Here is a 14,879-nt window from a genome sequence, read left to right on the forward strand (position 1 = left end):
CCATGTTTAATCTGTACTCACACATGGCTGTCCACCATGCCTTGCGGGTCTTTGCGCGCCTGCTCTGCGGGCGGCGTGGTTGGTGGCGGTTCACCGGCATAGCAGCCCATATTGCCAATCAGCAGTTCCCGCGCTGTTAATCCCTCGCGCAAACGCGGCAAACTTTCGCCCAGGCGCTTTACCGTACCCGCTGTCTCGGCCCAAAAATGGGTGCTCACCCGATCCCCGCAGACCGTGATGCGAATCCGTACCGCACCCAGCTCGGGTAAATCCAGCGCCATCTCGGCCCGCCACGTCGGGTCTTTGTCCTCCTTGCCGCCCTGCTGGGTATCTTTTTCCAGCAATAAATGAATCAATTCCATCGCGTTTTGTGCCCGTAACGGCAGCTCCATCAGCCAACGCGCCTGTCCCTGCTCGGCACTTTCTGCATTGGCAACCTGATGCAATACCACCCGCGACAAGGCCCCTTGGGTACGAATCTTTAACATTTCCAATAAAGCCTCACGCGAAAACAGCGCCAGATCCACCGGTGCAGCGCGGGCTTGCGGTGTCGGCGAACCCTCACGCCGGGGCGGCGGTAATTCTGCAGCGCGCCGCATCCCCTCCTGATACAAAGAACGCAGCAAGGCCGGGGGCGGATTAGGCATGGAGCGCAGCCGCTCGGCCAGTGACAGCAAAATGGATTTCAGATCCTGGGGCGGCGCTGAGACAGAATCACTGCTGCTGATCGCCTGAATACGGGACTCATAAAACATGCCAGAACGCAGAATCGCCTTGCGCAAACCCTCCGCCTGCGCCATCTGCGCCGGGGTTGGCAAAAGACGTAGCAGGGCTTCATTGAGTTGCTTGATCTGCTCGGGCAAAAGACTTTGCGCTTTGCCTTGCTGCTGGCTGGCCAGTTGATTCAGAAGCTCCAGCAAAGGCAGCTGAGCACTTTGTACAGGCAGTGACTGGCGCACCTGTCTGGCCAGGGCATTGACCATCTCCGGGGAAAAAACCGGCTGGCTGGGCGGCGATGCGACGGCTGGCGGTGTTGCAACCGGGGCTTGAGGGGTTGCAGCTGGCACCGGATTGGCCAGCGTCAACATCGGTTGCGGCCCGACACTGACCACCCGTAAAGCCACGCTCTCACCGGCCGCCATAGGTATGGGCATTCGCGCCGCCACGGCTTGTTGTCCAAGCTGCATCAGGGTGGTGCCGTCACGCGCCGAATGCCCCAGCGCGTGCAGCGTCATGACCTGACCGGCCTGCCACTGCTGCGTTGATAGCGTCGGCGGCAGGCTCAAAAGCACCGTATTTGGCGCCACACTGGTTGCTGCCAGCGGCGTACTCAGCGGATTGGTTTGCCCGGTCACGGTAGTGGATGGTGGCACTATTGCCGTCGGTGTCAGTGCCGTTTGCATTAAAGGCGCTTGAGGCGGTGCTTGTGCCAAGACTGGATTCAGTCCTGTTGGCAGAGACGGCGCATTGACGACAGGGCTGCTCACTGCGGGCATTGGTATGACCATACCTAAGGTGGGGCGTGGGCTAAGGGTCAATACCCGCAATTCCAGCGCTTGACCGGGATTCACCGGTATCGGCAAACGCAATTCCACGCTCTGATTATTCACCTGCACCAAGGTTGTGCCATTTTGAGCCGAAGTGCCAATTACCTGCGCTTGCAAGCTCTGACCCGATTGCATCAGTTGTGAGGCCAGCGAGGGCGGTACCGGGGTGTTAATCGGGATGACCTGCTGTGTGGGTGGTGTTGGCGCTGGCGTAGCGGCTTGAATTTGAGGCGCATTTGGCGGCGTTGATGATGGTGGTACTGCCGCTTGTACTTGGTGAGCGGGGGCAGTGCTTGGCGGGGTTGCTGTTGCTGCTTGTGGCGCTGCCGCTGTTTGGGCGGTCACTGCCGGAGCCGGAGCAGACGGCGTTGGCAGCGGTGCGGTCTGAGCAGGGGGTGTTGTTTGTGGTACGGGGGTATTCACAACCACACCTAAGACAGGACGCGGGCTGAGGGTTAAAATTTTTAATTCCAGCGCCTGGCCCGGATTCACCGGCACCGGCAAACGCAATTCCACGCTTTGATTATTCACCTGCAGCAAGGTCGTGCCCGTCTGTGCTGAAGTACCCATCACCTGCGCCTGCAACGTCTGACCGGGTTGTATCAGCTGCGAAGCCAGCGACAGTGGTACGGGTGTGTTGATGGGAATGACCTGCTGGGTGGGAGGCGTTGGCGCTGGCGTAGTGGCTTGAACTTGAGGCGCATTTGGCGGATTTGATGGTACAGCCGCTTGAGAGGTGCTCGGCGGTGCAGGCGTGATATTTGTCGGTGTGACTGGCTGCGGGGCAGGACCAGACGGTGTTGGCGGCAGTGCGGGAGCAGGAGTATTTACAACCACACCTAAGGCAGGACGCGGGCTGAGTGTCAAAACCTTTAATTCCAGCGTTTGGCCGGGATTCACCGGCACCGGCAAACGCAATTCCACGCTCTGATTATTCACCTGCAACAGGGTTGTGCCATTTTGAGCTGAAGTGCCAATTACCTGCGCCTGCAACGTCTGACCCGGTTGCATCAATTGTGAGGCCAGTGACGGTGGTACGGGCGTGTTGATGGGAATGACCTGCTGTGTAGGCGTCGTAGGTGCCGGTGCCGCCGCTTGGGCTTGCGGCGCTGCCATTTGCGGAGTGCTGGGCAGTGCAGGCGTGATATTCGGTGCGGTAACCGGCTGCGTGGCGGGAACAGAGGCCGCAACGGGTGGCGCAGTCGCTGCGGTGGATGTGGATGAGGGTGCCGTTTGCAACAGGGAAAACGCAGAAGCCAGGCGCAGACTGGGCTGCGGGGTGGCGGTAAATACGCGCATATCGACCGCATTGCCCGGCTGCATCAGTATCGGTAAACGCACCGCCACCGGCTGTCCTTCCAGGCGTAATAAGGTCGTCCCTTCCGGCGCAGAAGGTGCCAGAACCTGCGCGCTGAACTGCTGGCCAATTTGCCATGCTTGGGTCGAAAACCCCTGTGGCACGCTCACTGAAAGCGGTGCCACATAGCGCGCCAATAGCGCAAGCTGCTGTACCGCCTTGGTGCCTTCTGGCGTCGAAGGCGTTGGGGTATAGGCCAGATTGCTTGCAATGGACGTGGTCACGCGGGTGCCGGGGGTTGGCGGGGATGAAGCTGGCGGAGCCTGACTGGTGCGTTGTTCAGCCAGGGTAAAACTCAGACGCGGCTCCAGCGTCAACACCTTAAGCTGCAAGCTATCGCCGGGTGTCGCAGAAACTGGCAGGCGGGCTTCCAGTCGATGTCCCGCAATCTGCACAGGCGTCATGCCTTCCTGCGAGGTCTGCCCGGTGACTCGCAAATGCACGGTTTGCCCCGGTTGCAGGCCCAATGCCTGAGGCACACTCGCCGTTGAGGTGCCTACAGCAGGCACCGGCCGTGGTATCTCCATCTCGCACCTCTTCGCATCACAATGAGCATCCCATTATAGCGATCCCTGCCACGAAAACCCGCCACCTCATGCCTTGCACCTTTAAGGCATTTTCAGCGTCGATCCAACCTCACAGGCCAGGAACGGCGAGAACAATGCAAGATTTTGCAAGATTTCCACGCTAGCGATCGGCTTAACATAGCATTATACTCAGGCATCCGAAAAGAGCAAAAAACAGTTCTTGATTTTTTCTTCATTGTTTATAAGAATTCTCTATTGTAGATAGGTTATCTACAAGCGCGAAGGTTTCGCGTTCTATGGTCGGGGTCGAAGTCGAATCGCAAAGTTGTTCTCTGTTCAGGATGAACGCCGAGGCCACTTTTATGGCGCAAGCTGGGTTTCGACGGCTGAAACCGCCCATGTTGCCGGTGTTGACCGGCCATTCGGTTGGGACTGCTCAACCAGGACTCCAGTTGCTCGCCCGCAAGGGTGTTATCAACGGAGAGCGAAATGCCTAAAAATCGCATAAGCAACTTTGCTTAGGTTTTTAGGAGCAGCTGCTGCGGATGACTGAAAACCTATGTAGGTAGCATTTTGGTAGTGTTTCAGGAGCAGCCCTGTGAGTTTATCCTCATTTGAGGAAAAGATTTTACAGGCCTGGACATTACCTTTTTTATAAAGAACTTAAACCGTATTTTTTCTAATGGCCGTGGTGTCCTGATGGCCATTCTCCTACCGTGTGGTCGGTATTTGCTGCGGAGACGCTGATGAAACATATCGTTAAGTTAAGAGATCACTCAGGCAAGGTGCTCTATACCACACAAGTCAGCAGCACCGTGCCCGGTTCACGCACCCGCCTTGGACAGGATGCGCAAGGACAGCCTACCATCGAAACCACGGCCTATGGACGTGATGGGACCTGCTATCGCGCCATCACCAATAGCGAAGGTTATACCCATCACGAAGTGATCAGCCCCGATGGGCGATGCGGCGAAATCGACACCCATCTGCTCGGTGCTGAAACGCTCATCCAGCTCAATAAAAGTAGCGGCGCGCCCGAGATTGTCACTTACCTCGTGTTATCGTCGGCGGCATCCCAGGCCATGTCAGGAATGCTGCGCATCGTCGTTCGCAGTGACGCCCGCGTGCAAGGCAGCACACACTATGAAATATTCGACAAATCCGCCCAAACCTGGAACCCCACCAGCATAAAGCTTGACCTACCCATCCCCTGGCTGCATTCTTACCCGCCACACGGGAACGCCGAGTCAGGCAGAATGCACGCCAACGCCCAGTGAACACCGGCACAATGCCGACGCAATGATACGCCGTCGCACTCATGCCAAGATCAAGGTTCGCACCCCGCACTCATCAACACCTATCCGTTTACTGAAATGCTGCGGACACGCGTGATTTCTTCTTTATCAGAATCTCATAGCAACAGTTTAGGCCTTGATTTTTATCAAAAGCAATGCCGAGCGAGGCTCGGCATTGCTATTTAAGTTAGGCGAAGTGGCGGGTTTCGCCAGGGCCGGTGACGTTGGTGACGCAGCGGCCACACAGTTCCGGGTGGTCGGGGTGTTGACCGACGTCGGGGCGGTGGTGCCAGCAGCGGGTGCATTTGGGGTGGGCGCTGGCGTGGACTTTGATGTGTAAGGAGGTGCCATCCGCGAGGCGCGCCGAGACGGCATCGGTGGGGGCGGTGTCTGCGGGATAGGCTTGTGCCTCGGAGGTGAGCAGGACAAAGCGCAGTTCATCACCTAAGCGGGTGAGTACGTCAAGGGTGGTGCCTTGGGCATAGAGTTCGATCTGGGCATCCAGGGAGGAGCCGATCTGGTCGGCGTTGCGCAGGCGCTCCAGTTCGGGGCCGATGAGTTGGCGCACTTCCAGTACGCGTTGCCAATCGGTGTCGTTGAGTGGGGCGTTGGGGTCGCTGGCGGGCAGGCCGTCATGCCAGCTGGCAAAGAATACCGATTCCCCGCGATGGCCGGGCAGGTGTTGCCAGATTTCCTCGGCCGTGAAGGAGAGGATCGGTGCCAGCCAGCGGCTCATGGCCTCGATGATGTGATACATCGCGGTTTGCGCCGAGCGGCGCGCTTGGCTATCGGTGGGCGTGGTGTATTGGCGGTCTTTGATGACATCCAGATAAAAGCTGCCCATTTCTACTGAACAGAAGTTATGCACCCGCTGATAGATTTGGTGAAACTGGTAGCTGTTGTAGGCCTCGATGACGCGGTACTGTAGCTGGCTGGCCTGTTCTAAGGCCCAGCGATCCAGCGGCAGGAGTTGGGCGGCGGGCAGCATGTCGGTATCTGGATCAAAGCCGTGCAGGTTGGCCAGCAAAAAACGGGCGGTGTTGCGCATACGGCGGTAGGCATCGGCGGTGCGCTTGAGGATTTCATCGGAGACGGCCATTTCTGCACTGTAGTCGGTGGCCGCGACCCACAGGCGCAGGATGTCGGCGCCCAGGCTATCGACGACCTGCTGCGGGGCGACGACGTTGCCCCGCGATTTGGACATTTTTTGTCCCTTGGCATCGACGGTGAAGCCGTGGGTCAGCACTTCGCGATAGGGGGCGTGGCCGTGCATGGCGACAGAGGTCAGCAGGGAGGATTGAAACCAGCCGCGATGCTGGTCAGAGCCTTCCAGATAAAGATCTGCCGGGTGGTGCAGTTCGGGATGTACGGCGCTGACGGTGGCGTGGGTGACACCGGAATCAAACCAGACATCCAGGGTGTCGCGCACGGCTTCGTAGTGTTCGCAATCTTGCGGGTCAAGCAGGGTGGCCGGGTCGAGTTCAAACCAGGCTTCGATACCGTCTTGTTCGACGCGCTGGGCGACCTGTTCGAGCAGTTCCAGGCTGCGCGGATGCAGGGCAGCGGTGTGGCGGTGTACGAACAGCGGAATCGGTACGCCCCATTTGCGCTGGCGCGAGATGCACCAGTCCGGGCGGTTGGCGATCATGCCCTCAATGCGGGCTTGGCCCCACTGTGGGGTCCAGCCTACCTGGGGAATGGCGGCGAGCGCGGTTTGCCGCAGGCTCGCTTGTTCCATGCTGATGAACCATTGCGGGGTGGCGCGGAAGATGATGGGGGTTTTGTGACGCCAGCAATGGGGGTAGCTGTGGCGCACGGTTTCATGACACAGCAGCCGCTGGCGTTTGGTCAGCAGTTCAATGATGGCGCCATTGGCTTCAGTGACGCTCTGGCCGGCGAAAAATTCGGTGTCTGGTAAAAAGCGCCCATCGCCGCCAACGGGGTTATATACGGGCAGGCCGTAGCGCTGGCCGATGATGTAGTCGTCCTGACCGTGGCCGGGTGCGGTATGTACGGCGCCGGTGCCGGCTTCCAGGGTGACATGTTCGCCGAGAATCACCGGGACTTCGCGGGCATAGAAGGGGTGGCTTAGCATCAACCCGGCCAGGCTTTTGCCGGGGAAGGTGGCCAGCACGGTGGCGCTGCGTCCATAGCGCGTGAGGGCGGCTTCCCACAGTTCCTCGGCGAGGATCAGCGCCTGAGCCTCTGGGGTTTCGGCGTTGATTTGCAGCAGCACATAGTTAAAATCAGGATGCACGGCGACCGCTTGATTGGCGGGCAAGGTCCAGGGGGTGGTGGTCCAGATCACCACGGCGATGGGCCCTTGCACGCTTGCCGCATCAGGAGCATTGTCCAGGCGTTGCAGCAGGCTGTGTGCCTCGTTGAGCGGAAAGGCAACATCAATGGCGCTGGAGCGTTTTTCTTCGTATTCAACCTCGGCCTCGGCCAAGGCAGAGCCGCAATCTACACACCAATGCACCGGCTTGTCGCCCCGGTGCAGATGGCCATTGGCAATGATGCGCCCCAGAGCGCGGATGGTGTCGGCCTCGATTTGATAGCTCATGGTCAGATAGGGACGCTGCCATGCCCCCAGAACGCCCAGACGCTTGAAGTCAGCCCGCTGGGCATCAACCTGGGCGGCGGCATAGTCACGGCAGGCGCGGCGAAAGCTGGTGGCATCGACGCTGTTTTTGCCGAGTTGTTTTTCGACCTGTAATTCAATGGGCAGGCCGTGACAGTCCCAGCCGGGTACATAGGGAGCATCAAAGCCGCTGAGGGTCTTGGCTTTGATAATAATGTCTTTGAGGATTTTGTTGACCGCATGACCGATGTGGATGTTGCCGTTGGCGTAGGGGGGGCCATCTGCCAGCACAAAGCGGGGGCGGCCCTGGCAATGCTGGCGTAATTTGGCATATAAGCCGGTGGTTTCCCAGTGATCAAGCATCTCGGGTTCGCGCTTGGCGAGGTTGCCGCGCATGGGGAAATCGGTTTGTGGCAGGTTCAGGGTGTTTTTATAGTCAGTCACGGTGATGGTCTTAAGCGTTAAAATCAATTTATAGCCTGGGAGCGCGCAGCTCCAGCTGCGCCCTGTGTTTTTAAACCTATAGGGCCTACGGCCTTGTAGCGGAGCTGGTGCTCCGCGCTCCCAGGAGAAAAAAACCGGCGGATGGCATGGACGAATCCGGGATAAACGGGTATGATAAATCCCCTTTCATTGATGCGCCCGTAGCTCAGCTGGATAGAGCGCTGCCCTCCGGAGGCAGAGGTCAGGGGTTCGAATCCCTTCGGGCGCGCCATCTTCCCTGCGCTTATTTATGAGCTCGATTTCGCCACATCACGACGTGGCGACCACTGCAGCAATTCTTCTTTGTGCAGCCAGATATGGCGTGAGCCACGCGGCAGATTGGGCACCTCCGACAGCATCCGAATAGCATCTTCAGGACAGGCTTCGACACACATGCCACAAAAGATACAGCGCGCATAATCTATCGCAAAATGCGCCGGATATTTAGGGTGCGCGGGGTCTTCAGCGTCAAAGGCGGCTTCAATCTCAATCACTTGCGCCGGGCAAACTGTAGCACAAAGGTTGCAGGCGATGCACTGCGGCTTGCCATTGGCCCGCTGGGTGAGGATATGCTTGCCGCGATTGTGGGCGGCATAATCGGGGCGGCGCTCTTCCGGATAATAGACGGTCAACGCGCCTTTGCGTCCACGCATCCAGCGCCACAGATTGCGCAAAAACACCCCGGAGGTCAGGCTCAGGCCACGCACCACCTCGGGCAGGTAGGATTTCTCCCACAGGTTCATCTCGGCCTTGTTCCAGTATTTTTTGCGTTTATAGGGGGTGTGATACATATCAAAAAACCTCATGTGGGCGCGGGCAGCATTGGCTGCGCCACGTTTTTCATGGCTCCGCCCAAGGGCGCCGGTCCCGGATGTTGCCATATCAATACTGCATGGCAAAGACGACGATGGCGGTGACGAGCAGGTTGATCAGGGTCAGCGGCAGTAAAATCCGCCAGGCAAACTGAATCAGCTGGTCATAGCGCAGGCGCGGCAAGGTCCAGCGTACCAAAACCAGAAAGCCGCAGACCAAAAACACCTTGGTCCAGAATACGCTGATCTGGGTGAGTATCACCGCCCAATGCGGCAGATTCCATTCCACCCCGCCGGGGAATACAAAGCCCTGATCACTCATGAACGGCAGATTATAGCCTCCCAAAAACAGGGTGGTAAAAATCGCCGCAATCACCACAATTTCAATGAACTGGGCAAACATGAACAGGCCCATTTTCATCGCGCTGTATTCGGTGAAAAAGCCCGCGACCAGCTCTGATTCCGCCTCCGGCAGGTCAAAGGGGATGCGCTGGCTTTCTGCCTGGGCGGCTACCAGAAACAATAAGGCCGCAAACGGCTGCAAAAATATCCCCCAGGCGGGTAAAAATCCCCACAGGATGGCCGATTGCTGCTCAACGATGGCCACCAGATTAACCGTGCCATAGATCAAGATCAGGCCGACAATGGCCAGCCCCAAAACCAGCTCATAGGAAATCATTTGTGCCCCGGCACGCACCGCACCGAGCAGGGAAAACTTATTATTAGACGACCAGCCGGCCAGCATGGCACCGATGATGGTCAGGCCGCCAAAGGCAAATAACACCAAAAGCCCGGCATCCAGGGCGGCAATCTGCAAAGGATAGCTTTTATCGCCAAACCACTGCGCCACGGTCTCGCTGCCGGGAAACAGCGCCGCCGGACTGAGCGAACCGCCGAAAGGAATCACCGCAAAAACCAGCAACACCGGCACAAACATCACCCAGGGGGCGAGCGTATAAATCAGCGGATCGTGGGCGCGGGGTTTGAAATCCTCCTTGAGCAGCATCTTGAGGCCATCGGCAATGCCATGAAACAGGCCCCACCAGATCAGTTTGATCTGGGTAAAGGGCAGGCGCAGATAGGCACGGTTGGCACCGATACGATCCGACATGATCGCCGCTTGTTTGCGCTCAACCCAGGTCAGTAACAGACCAAAGGTCAGCAGCATGACGATGATGTAACTGATCAGCAGGGTATGGATAAACAGATCCTGAAACATGGGGTGTGTGACCTTGGTTGTTTAATGAGCGCCTACGCGGATGATTTGCTCGGTGGGCCGGTAATAATCAACCGAAATCCGTTCTTGCGCATACTCCGTTTTGCGGGTGCCACGCAGCCGATACACGCTGACGCGATAGCCGGGGCTGCCGGGCTGCTCAACAAAACGCGCCCCCGGTTTTAGCGTGGGGTCTACAACCGTCCGGGTTGGCGGGGGAATTTCTTCCAGATGCCGACTTTGTACGCGAATCACCGGCGGGCTAAAGGCGCTGGGGCCATAGATTGCCGTATGCAGCTGGGCGTCTTCAAGCCAGGCTAGTAATAATACCGGAAAGGCATAGGGATTTTGCAATTGCAGATCCCGGTGTCCGTAGGCAATCGCGGCATCCATGCCGACCGGGACATAGCCGACCGGGAGCGAATGACTGTGGCGCTCGATGATCTTGAAACCAGCGCGCAGGGCGGCTTGATAGAGATTGGTGCTGAGCTGACAGATACCGCCCCCCGCATCCTCGCGCAGTTGCCCGTTGATGATGACCGGAGCCAGCTGATAGCCCTCGGTCAGGCTGGCATGTCCAACCACCTGATTAAAGGAAAATACCGCCTCAGCGGCCAGGCGATACCCGTTGATTTTACGGCTTGCCGTCTGGATGTTTTGGCGACGCGCGTGATGATCATCCAACGTCGTGGTAAACGCAGACAGCGGCTGACTGAAATCATCGCGTCCCTGCAATACCTCCTCGATCTTGATGCGCGTGAGCGGAAAGTTGATGTCGGAAAATTCATGGTTGGCAATGCGCTCTTGCAACTGCTCCAGCAATGGCTCGGCCTGCAGATACAGGCCATCAATCCCCTCGCGTACTTTGATTTTTCCTTGCTCGATCGCCACCTCTGAATAGATCGGATCGCGACGAATGCTGTGTGCCTGTAGATCAACCCAGCGCCTCAGGGCATCAAGATCATACTCTACGACAAATTCCAGATAACGCGGACGTTGTTGCTTTGTCTGTTGAAGCGCCGCCAGACGCTCCCCGAAGGTACGCTGTTGCAAGGCATCCCGTAACGCGGTCTGTATGGCGTGCGCAGGGTAATGGGCTTTAATTTCATCAAGATGCAGAATATCTTCTTGCCAAAGCTCGTTCTCTATCCAAAAATTTATATGAATGCTTGACGGGAGATTTTCCTGAATCAGCAGCAAGGCCTCGTCAACCGTCAAATCCGCGACAGAAATGCCATTAACCCAGAAATTTTGCGGGAGTTGATCTGCTTTATACAGAAGATAGGCAGACATACCCAGCGTTGCAAACGCAGTGGTGAGTATGCATATAAATAATGATCGCTGTAAGGCCGCAAGCAGGCGTGAAGGCTTCATAGGCTAGGCATAAATTACTCTGCAAGCATGGCCAGTTCAATGATTTTCTGTCGCCCAATTTTTTCCGCTGCGATGAAAATATCACTATTGATCGGGGTCCCCGCTGCCGCAATCAACTGGCCGGTATGATCATAAAAATCCTTGTGAATCACCTTGCCCAACAAAAAGGATTTTTGTTTTTCCACGAAATATTCAATCGAGCTGGATTTTTCATGTGCCTCATCCGCGCTGCTTTGTGTCGGTGTGACCTCGGGCGAAGGCTGTGGCGTCGGCTCGGATTTTACCGAGGATACCGCTTTAGTAACAATGGTTTGCGTCGGATAACGTTCTTTTCCAGCGGCAGCAGATTTTGGCGGTGAGGCCGTGGTGTAAAACAGTTCTTCGGCGCGATCAGTCACCGTGATGAGATGCTCGCCCAGGCTGATAATATCCTCGGCGGCAATAGGGGTGTCCGCATGACCGGATTGCGATTTTACAATAAGCTGGGTAATTTGCCCGCTGTCTGTGTCGATCGTATATTCTTCAACCACGCCCAACAAGCGACCTTTGCGGCTGATGACTTTCTCATCAATGACCCGCACCCTTTTTTCCAGAATGCCGCTGATAAAGTTGATTTGTGCAAGGTCAATCAGGCTGCTCTGATGCTCAATGGTCATCGCATAGCCACCAATCCCGATCGCTGATTTAAAAGGAATGGCAACAATCGCTTCTGTTTTATGGTTCTCCGTCTTTTCAACCAAAAAAAACTCCACGCTTTTTTTCTCCGGGTTCACCACCATATCCTTGACGAAGCCGAGCTCCTTGCCTTCTGTAATGCTGATAACCAGCGTGTTTATTATTTCTTTGCTGTTTTTCATAAAAACCCCCGTGTTTTAATAGGCTATTGACCAAAAAAAACAATATCATCCTCAATGATTTTCTGGTATTGAGATAAATCCCGTAGCGGTGAAGCCAGTGTTTTTCTTCCCAGTTCTGCAATTTTTTTATGCAAGCCATATTCGGCATAAATTGCTTTTAGATGGTAATAAGCAATGGCAACCTGATCTGCATCCGCTGCTTGCAGACAGACCTGGGTAAAAGAACGCTCTGCGTCATCATGACGATCTTCTTCCTGAGCAATCATACCATCCATCAGAATGATTTCCGCCAGCATATAAGAGAGTGCCTTGGGTGGTATAAGCGGCGTTTCCGCTTCAACGGCCACAGAAGCGCTATCGGCTAGCGGTTTGGTGTCTTCCACGGCTGGCACTGCGCAGTGGTCCGCATTCAAGGCGATGACATTGTTTTCGTGTTCAGGGTGCGGAGCCTGTGGCAATTTTTCGGCCATAAACGTATTTTTGTTATTGCGGTGCAGCTCATCAGACAGAAATACATGAGTGGCATGCGGCGTAAAGTATTTATTTTTCAAAATCCTTTTTTCATCATTAAAGCGTGATGCTTCGTCGCTGGCGTGGGTGTCATGCCGCTTGAAGTTTTCAGGGATAATGAGTTTTGCTTCTTTATCCGTTTTATGGGCGTGCGCAGGCGAAGCCTTTTCTCTAAAAACAGGTTCTTTGCGTATGAGCATATCATATACCATGGTTTTTTTTCCGTCGATCACGGACGGTATGGGCATACTGTTTAGCCGCAATAATGGAGATACAAAGCCGATCATCAGTGCAGACAACAGTAGCAACACAAGGCTTAGCGGTAAACTCAATGTGCTGATGAGCACCGGAAATAATGCCGCCAAACATAAACTGATTGAAAAAATGCCTTTATATTTCCATAGCCGATGGCTTTGGGTGATTCTCCGATGCAGGTATAAAAGCGGAAAAATCACCCCTGCGGCAAATAGCAAAGATGCAAAATAAGGAATCAAGGAAATTCCCCTCCTGCACGAGCGGATAAGAAAAAAAGAAGCACTCTAATTGCGTATCAGGATCGCCATGTGCGCCATACTGAGAAAGTCATTTTTCTTCAGCTGTTTGTAGATGAAATCAACAAATTTGGGGTTATGCTCAACGGCTTTGACAAATTTTTGTAAGATTTCAATGATATGCGACTCGGTAAACGCCTCCTTGTGAAATGCGGCGTTGCCAATCAGCAGCATCTTGATCATGGCAAAATGCACAATCAGCATGGCATAACTGGATAAGGGCGAGTCTTCTTCAGTGAGCGGGAACATGCGCGAGAACGCATAGTTCACCAGATAGTTTTCCAGAATGTATTCGCGTGACTGCATGAACGGTTGATACCACTGCTGGTAAGCCTCTTGATAGCGCGTGGCGTTTTCCTCGTCGGTGTCTTTAAGGTCAAAGCCAATGCCTTGCAGGAAGTTCCAGAAGGCTTTGCTAAAACCTTCATTGCTACCAGAAAACACTTTATGTTCAATGATTTCCTTGCTCAGCTTCATTTGCAATACCGACTCGACCGGGATCTCATCGAGCAGCTCATTGAACATGCCTTGCACGATCATGCGCGTATAACGCTCGATTTCCTCGGGGATTTTTTCAGCCTCGTTGGCGTCGAGGTATTCCTGCACCTTATTGTAAAACATGCCAAGGATGACTAGGCGTTTCCACAGCTCCAGGTCACGGGTCTTGATGATCTGCACACTAAAGGCGCGCAACTCCATGAAATAGGCCAGATCCTGCCGCTTGGCATTGACGGCATCCAGATCAATCCGCTTGGTAAAAAAATCACGCCCATGCAGATCAAGCGTGGTTTCTTCAAATTCAAGCCCTGCTTCATTGAGCAAGACCAGCTCAGCCGCCAGAGGGCATGAAAGGCTCAAGGAGCGTTCTATGGGCAGGCCCTTGATGAAATTCGTGCGACGCGGATACAACATGCAGACATTGCACAGATACTCAGGGCCAAGCTTGGCCTGCAGACGGCACAACTTGTCTTCGGTCAGAAAGGCGCAGGAGTTTTTTTGCTTGTCCTGCAAAAGCTTACCAAAGGACTCCTTGGTGGGATTGCTGCGATTACGCTTGTAGTATTGATCAATGATCGGCTTGATCTCGGTATCGGTCACCCGTTTGACCCGTTTGTAATGCGGCTCATCGACAAAAATGGTCCATGTACCCTCACAGCAATTATCCGGACATTTTTGCCCATCACAGCGAAATTCTTGTAAGTACTTGGGCACAATTGCTTTATGCATGAGAAAACGACTCCAAAGCAGGTTGATCTAAGGTAGATAGCGCATGGCGCAGAGACAGCAACGGAAACCTCCGGCCCAGGCTTTAACGAGATTATGGCACAGAGCAGCAAATAAACTTAAGCATACTTATTGCGCAATTTGAGTGATACCGTCGAGATATCGCTGATGAATAAGCCTTCGTTAGCGTGTGTGACCGGATGCAAGGCTGTTTTATGCATGATGTATGCCGACTGCCTAAGAGGCTGTTTGGAAATTAATCGCGTAATGGCTTAACCTACGATTTTTTCTAGGAAGTGGCCCACATGCCCCAGAAATGCAGCAAGAAGATTCGCAAAAAAACGCTACCCGAGTCACCTCAGCGAGGGCGCCGGGAAGGCGATCAAGCCGCTGTTGCCGAGCGCCCCGGTCGGGCGCCCTCGTAAGCTCAGCATGCGCCAAGTCATCAATGCGATCTTCTATGTCCTGCAGACGGGCTGCCAGTGGCGTCAGCTGCCGCACGACTTTCCTGCCTGGTCGGCAGTGTACTATGACTTCAATCGCTG

Annotated in this window: 9 protein-coding genes, 1 tRNA gene and 1 pseudogene; 3 read left to right on the forward strand and 8 right to left on the reverse strand. The window is 55.1% G+C overall.

Annotated features, from left to right (window positions below; translation table 11 throughout):
* Window positions 1-17 precede the first annotated feature (17 nt).
* Window positions 18-3,431 (reverse strand): flagellar hook-length control protein FliK, encoded by a 3,414-nt coding sequence (gene fliK / locus THISIDRAFT_RS08180; protein ID WP_006786560.1) that lies wholly within the window; start codon window positions 3,429-3,431, stop codon window positions 18-20.
* 746 nt (window positions 3,432-4,177) lie between these two features.
* Here fliK and THISIDRAFT_RS08185 point away from each other — a divergent pair.
* Window positions 4,178-4,708 carry a hypothetical protein gene (locus THISIDRAFT_RS08185; RefSeq protein WP_006788607.1) on the forward strand — a complete coding sequence of 177 codons (531 nt, stop codon included), beginning with the start codon at window positions 4,178-4,180 and terminating at the stop codon, window positions 4,706-4,708.
* Window positions 4,709-4,913: 205 nt separating this feature from the next.
* On the opposite strand, the gene ileS is transcribed toward THISIDRAFT_RS08185, so the two are convergent.
* Window positions 4,914-7,751, reverse strand: a complete 2,838-nt coding sequence (ileS, locus tag THISIDRAFT_RS08190) for an isoleucine--tRNA ligase (RefSeq protein WP_040853244.1) — start codon at window positions 7,749-7,751, stop codon at window positions 4,914-4,916.
* 194 nt (window positions 7,752-7,945) lie between these two features.
* Between ileS and THISIDRAFT_RS08195 the strand changes: the two genes are divergently transcribed.
* A tRNA-Arg gene (locus THISIDRAFT_RS08195) sits at window positions 7,946-8,022 on the forward strand.
* 16 nt (window positions 8,023-8,038) lie between these two features.
* Here THISIDRAFT_RS08195 and THISIDRAFT_RS08200 read toward each other — a convergent pair.
* The 6 genes from THISIDRAFT_RS08200 to fliB form a co-directional block, all read right to left on the reverse strand.
* Window positions 8,039-8,581 carry a 4Fe-4S binding protein gene (locus THISIDRAFT_RS08200; protein ID WP_006788605.1) on the reverse strand — a complete coding sequence of 181 codons (543 nt, stop codon included), beginning with the start codon at window positions 8,579-8,581 and terminating at the stop codon, window positions 8,039-8,041.
* Window positions 8,582-8,672: 91 nt separating this feature from the next.
* On the reverse strand, window positions 8,673-9,821 hold the full coding sequence (locus THISIDRAFT_RS08205) for a complex I subunit 1/NuoH family protein (RefSeq protein ID WP_006788604.1): 1,149 nt from the start codon (window positions 9,819-9,821) through the stop codon (window positions 8,673-8,675).
* 21 nt (window positions 9,822-9,842) lie between these two features.
* On the reverse strand, window positions 9,843-11,111 hold the full coding sequence (locus tag THISIDRAFT_RS08210) for a VanW family protein (RefSeq protein ID WP_040853239.1): 1,269 nt from the start codon (window positions 11,109-11,111) through the stop codon (window positions 9,843-9,845).
* A gap of 95 nt (window positions 11,112-11,206) precedes the next feature.
* Window positions 11,207-12,049, reverse strand: coding sequence for a PRC-barrel domain-containing protein (locus THISIDRAFT_RS08215; protein ID WP_006788602.1), 843 nt, complete (start codon window positions 12,047-12,049; stop codon window positions 11,207-11,209).
* Window positions 12,050-12,072: 23 nt separating this feature from the next.
* Complete coding sequence (locus THISIDRAFT_RS08220) at window positions 12,073-13,053, reverse strand: hypothetical protein (protein WP_006788601.1); 981 nt, start codon at window positions 13,051-13,053, stop codon at window positions 12,073-12,075.
* 45 nt (window positions 13,054-13,098) lie between these two features.
* Window positions 13,099-14,337 carry a flagellin lysine-N-methylase gene (gene fliB / locus THISIDRAFT_RS08225; protein ID WP_006788600.1) on the reverse strand — a complete coding sequence of 413 codons (1,239 nt, stop codon included), beginning with the start codon at window positions 14,335-14,337 and terminating at the stop codon, window positions 13,099-13,101.
* 302 nt (window positions 14,338-14,639) lie between these two features.
* On the opposite strand from fliB, the pseudogene THISIDRAFT_RS08230 reads away from it, so the two are divergent.
* Window positions 14,640-14,879 (forward strand): annotated as a pseudogene (locus tag THISIDRAFT_RS08230) (transposase); the annotation flags it as partial.

It is taken from the genome of Thiorhodospira sibirica ATCC 700588 (assembly GCF_000227725.2).
Taxonomy (GTDB): domain Bacteria; phylum Pseudomonadota; class Gammaproteobacteria; order Ectothiorhodospirales; family Ectothiorhodospiraceae; genus Thiorhodospira; species Thiorhodospira sibirica.

Excerpts from the sequence above, each read along its gene's own strand:
- THISIDRAFT_RS08205 (WP_006788604.1), bottom strand. The coding sequence starts at position 9,821 with ATGTTTCAGGATCTGTTTATCCATACCCTGCTGATCAGTTACATCATC.
- THISIDRAFT_RS08200 (WP_006788605.1), bottom strand. The coding sequence starts at position 8,581 with ATGTATCACACCCCCTATAAACGCAAAAAATACTGGAACAAGGCCGAG.
- fliK (WP_006786560.1), bottom strand. The coding sequence starts at position 3,431 with ATGGAGATACCACGGCCGGTGCCTGCTGTAGGCACCTCAACGGCGAGT.
- THISIDRAFT_RS08215 (WP_006788602.1), bottom strand. The coding sequence starts at position 12,049 with ATGAAAAACAGCAAAGAAATAATAAACACGCTGGTTATCAGCATTACA.
- fliB (WP_006788600.1), bottom strand. The coding sequence starts at position 14,337 with ATGCATAAAGCAATTGTGCCCAAGTACTTACAAGAATTTCGCTGTGAT.
- THISIDRAFT_RS08185 (WP_006788607.1), top strand. The coding sequence starts at position 4,178 with ATGAAACATATCGTTAAGTTAAGAGATCACTCAGGCAAGGTGCTCTAT.
- THISIDRAFT_RS08210 (WP_040853239.1), bottom strand. The coding sequence starts at position 11,111 with ATGTCTGCCTATCTTCTGTATAAAGCAGATCAACTCCCGCAAAATTTC.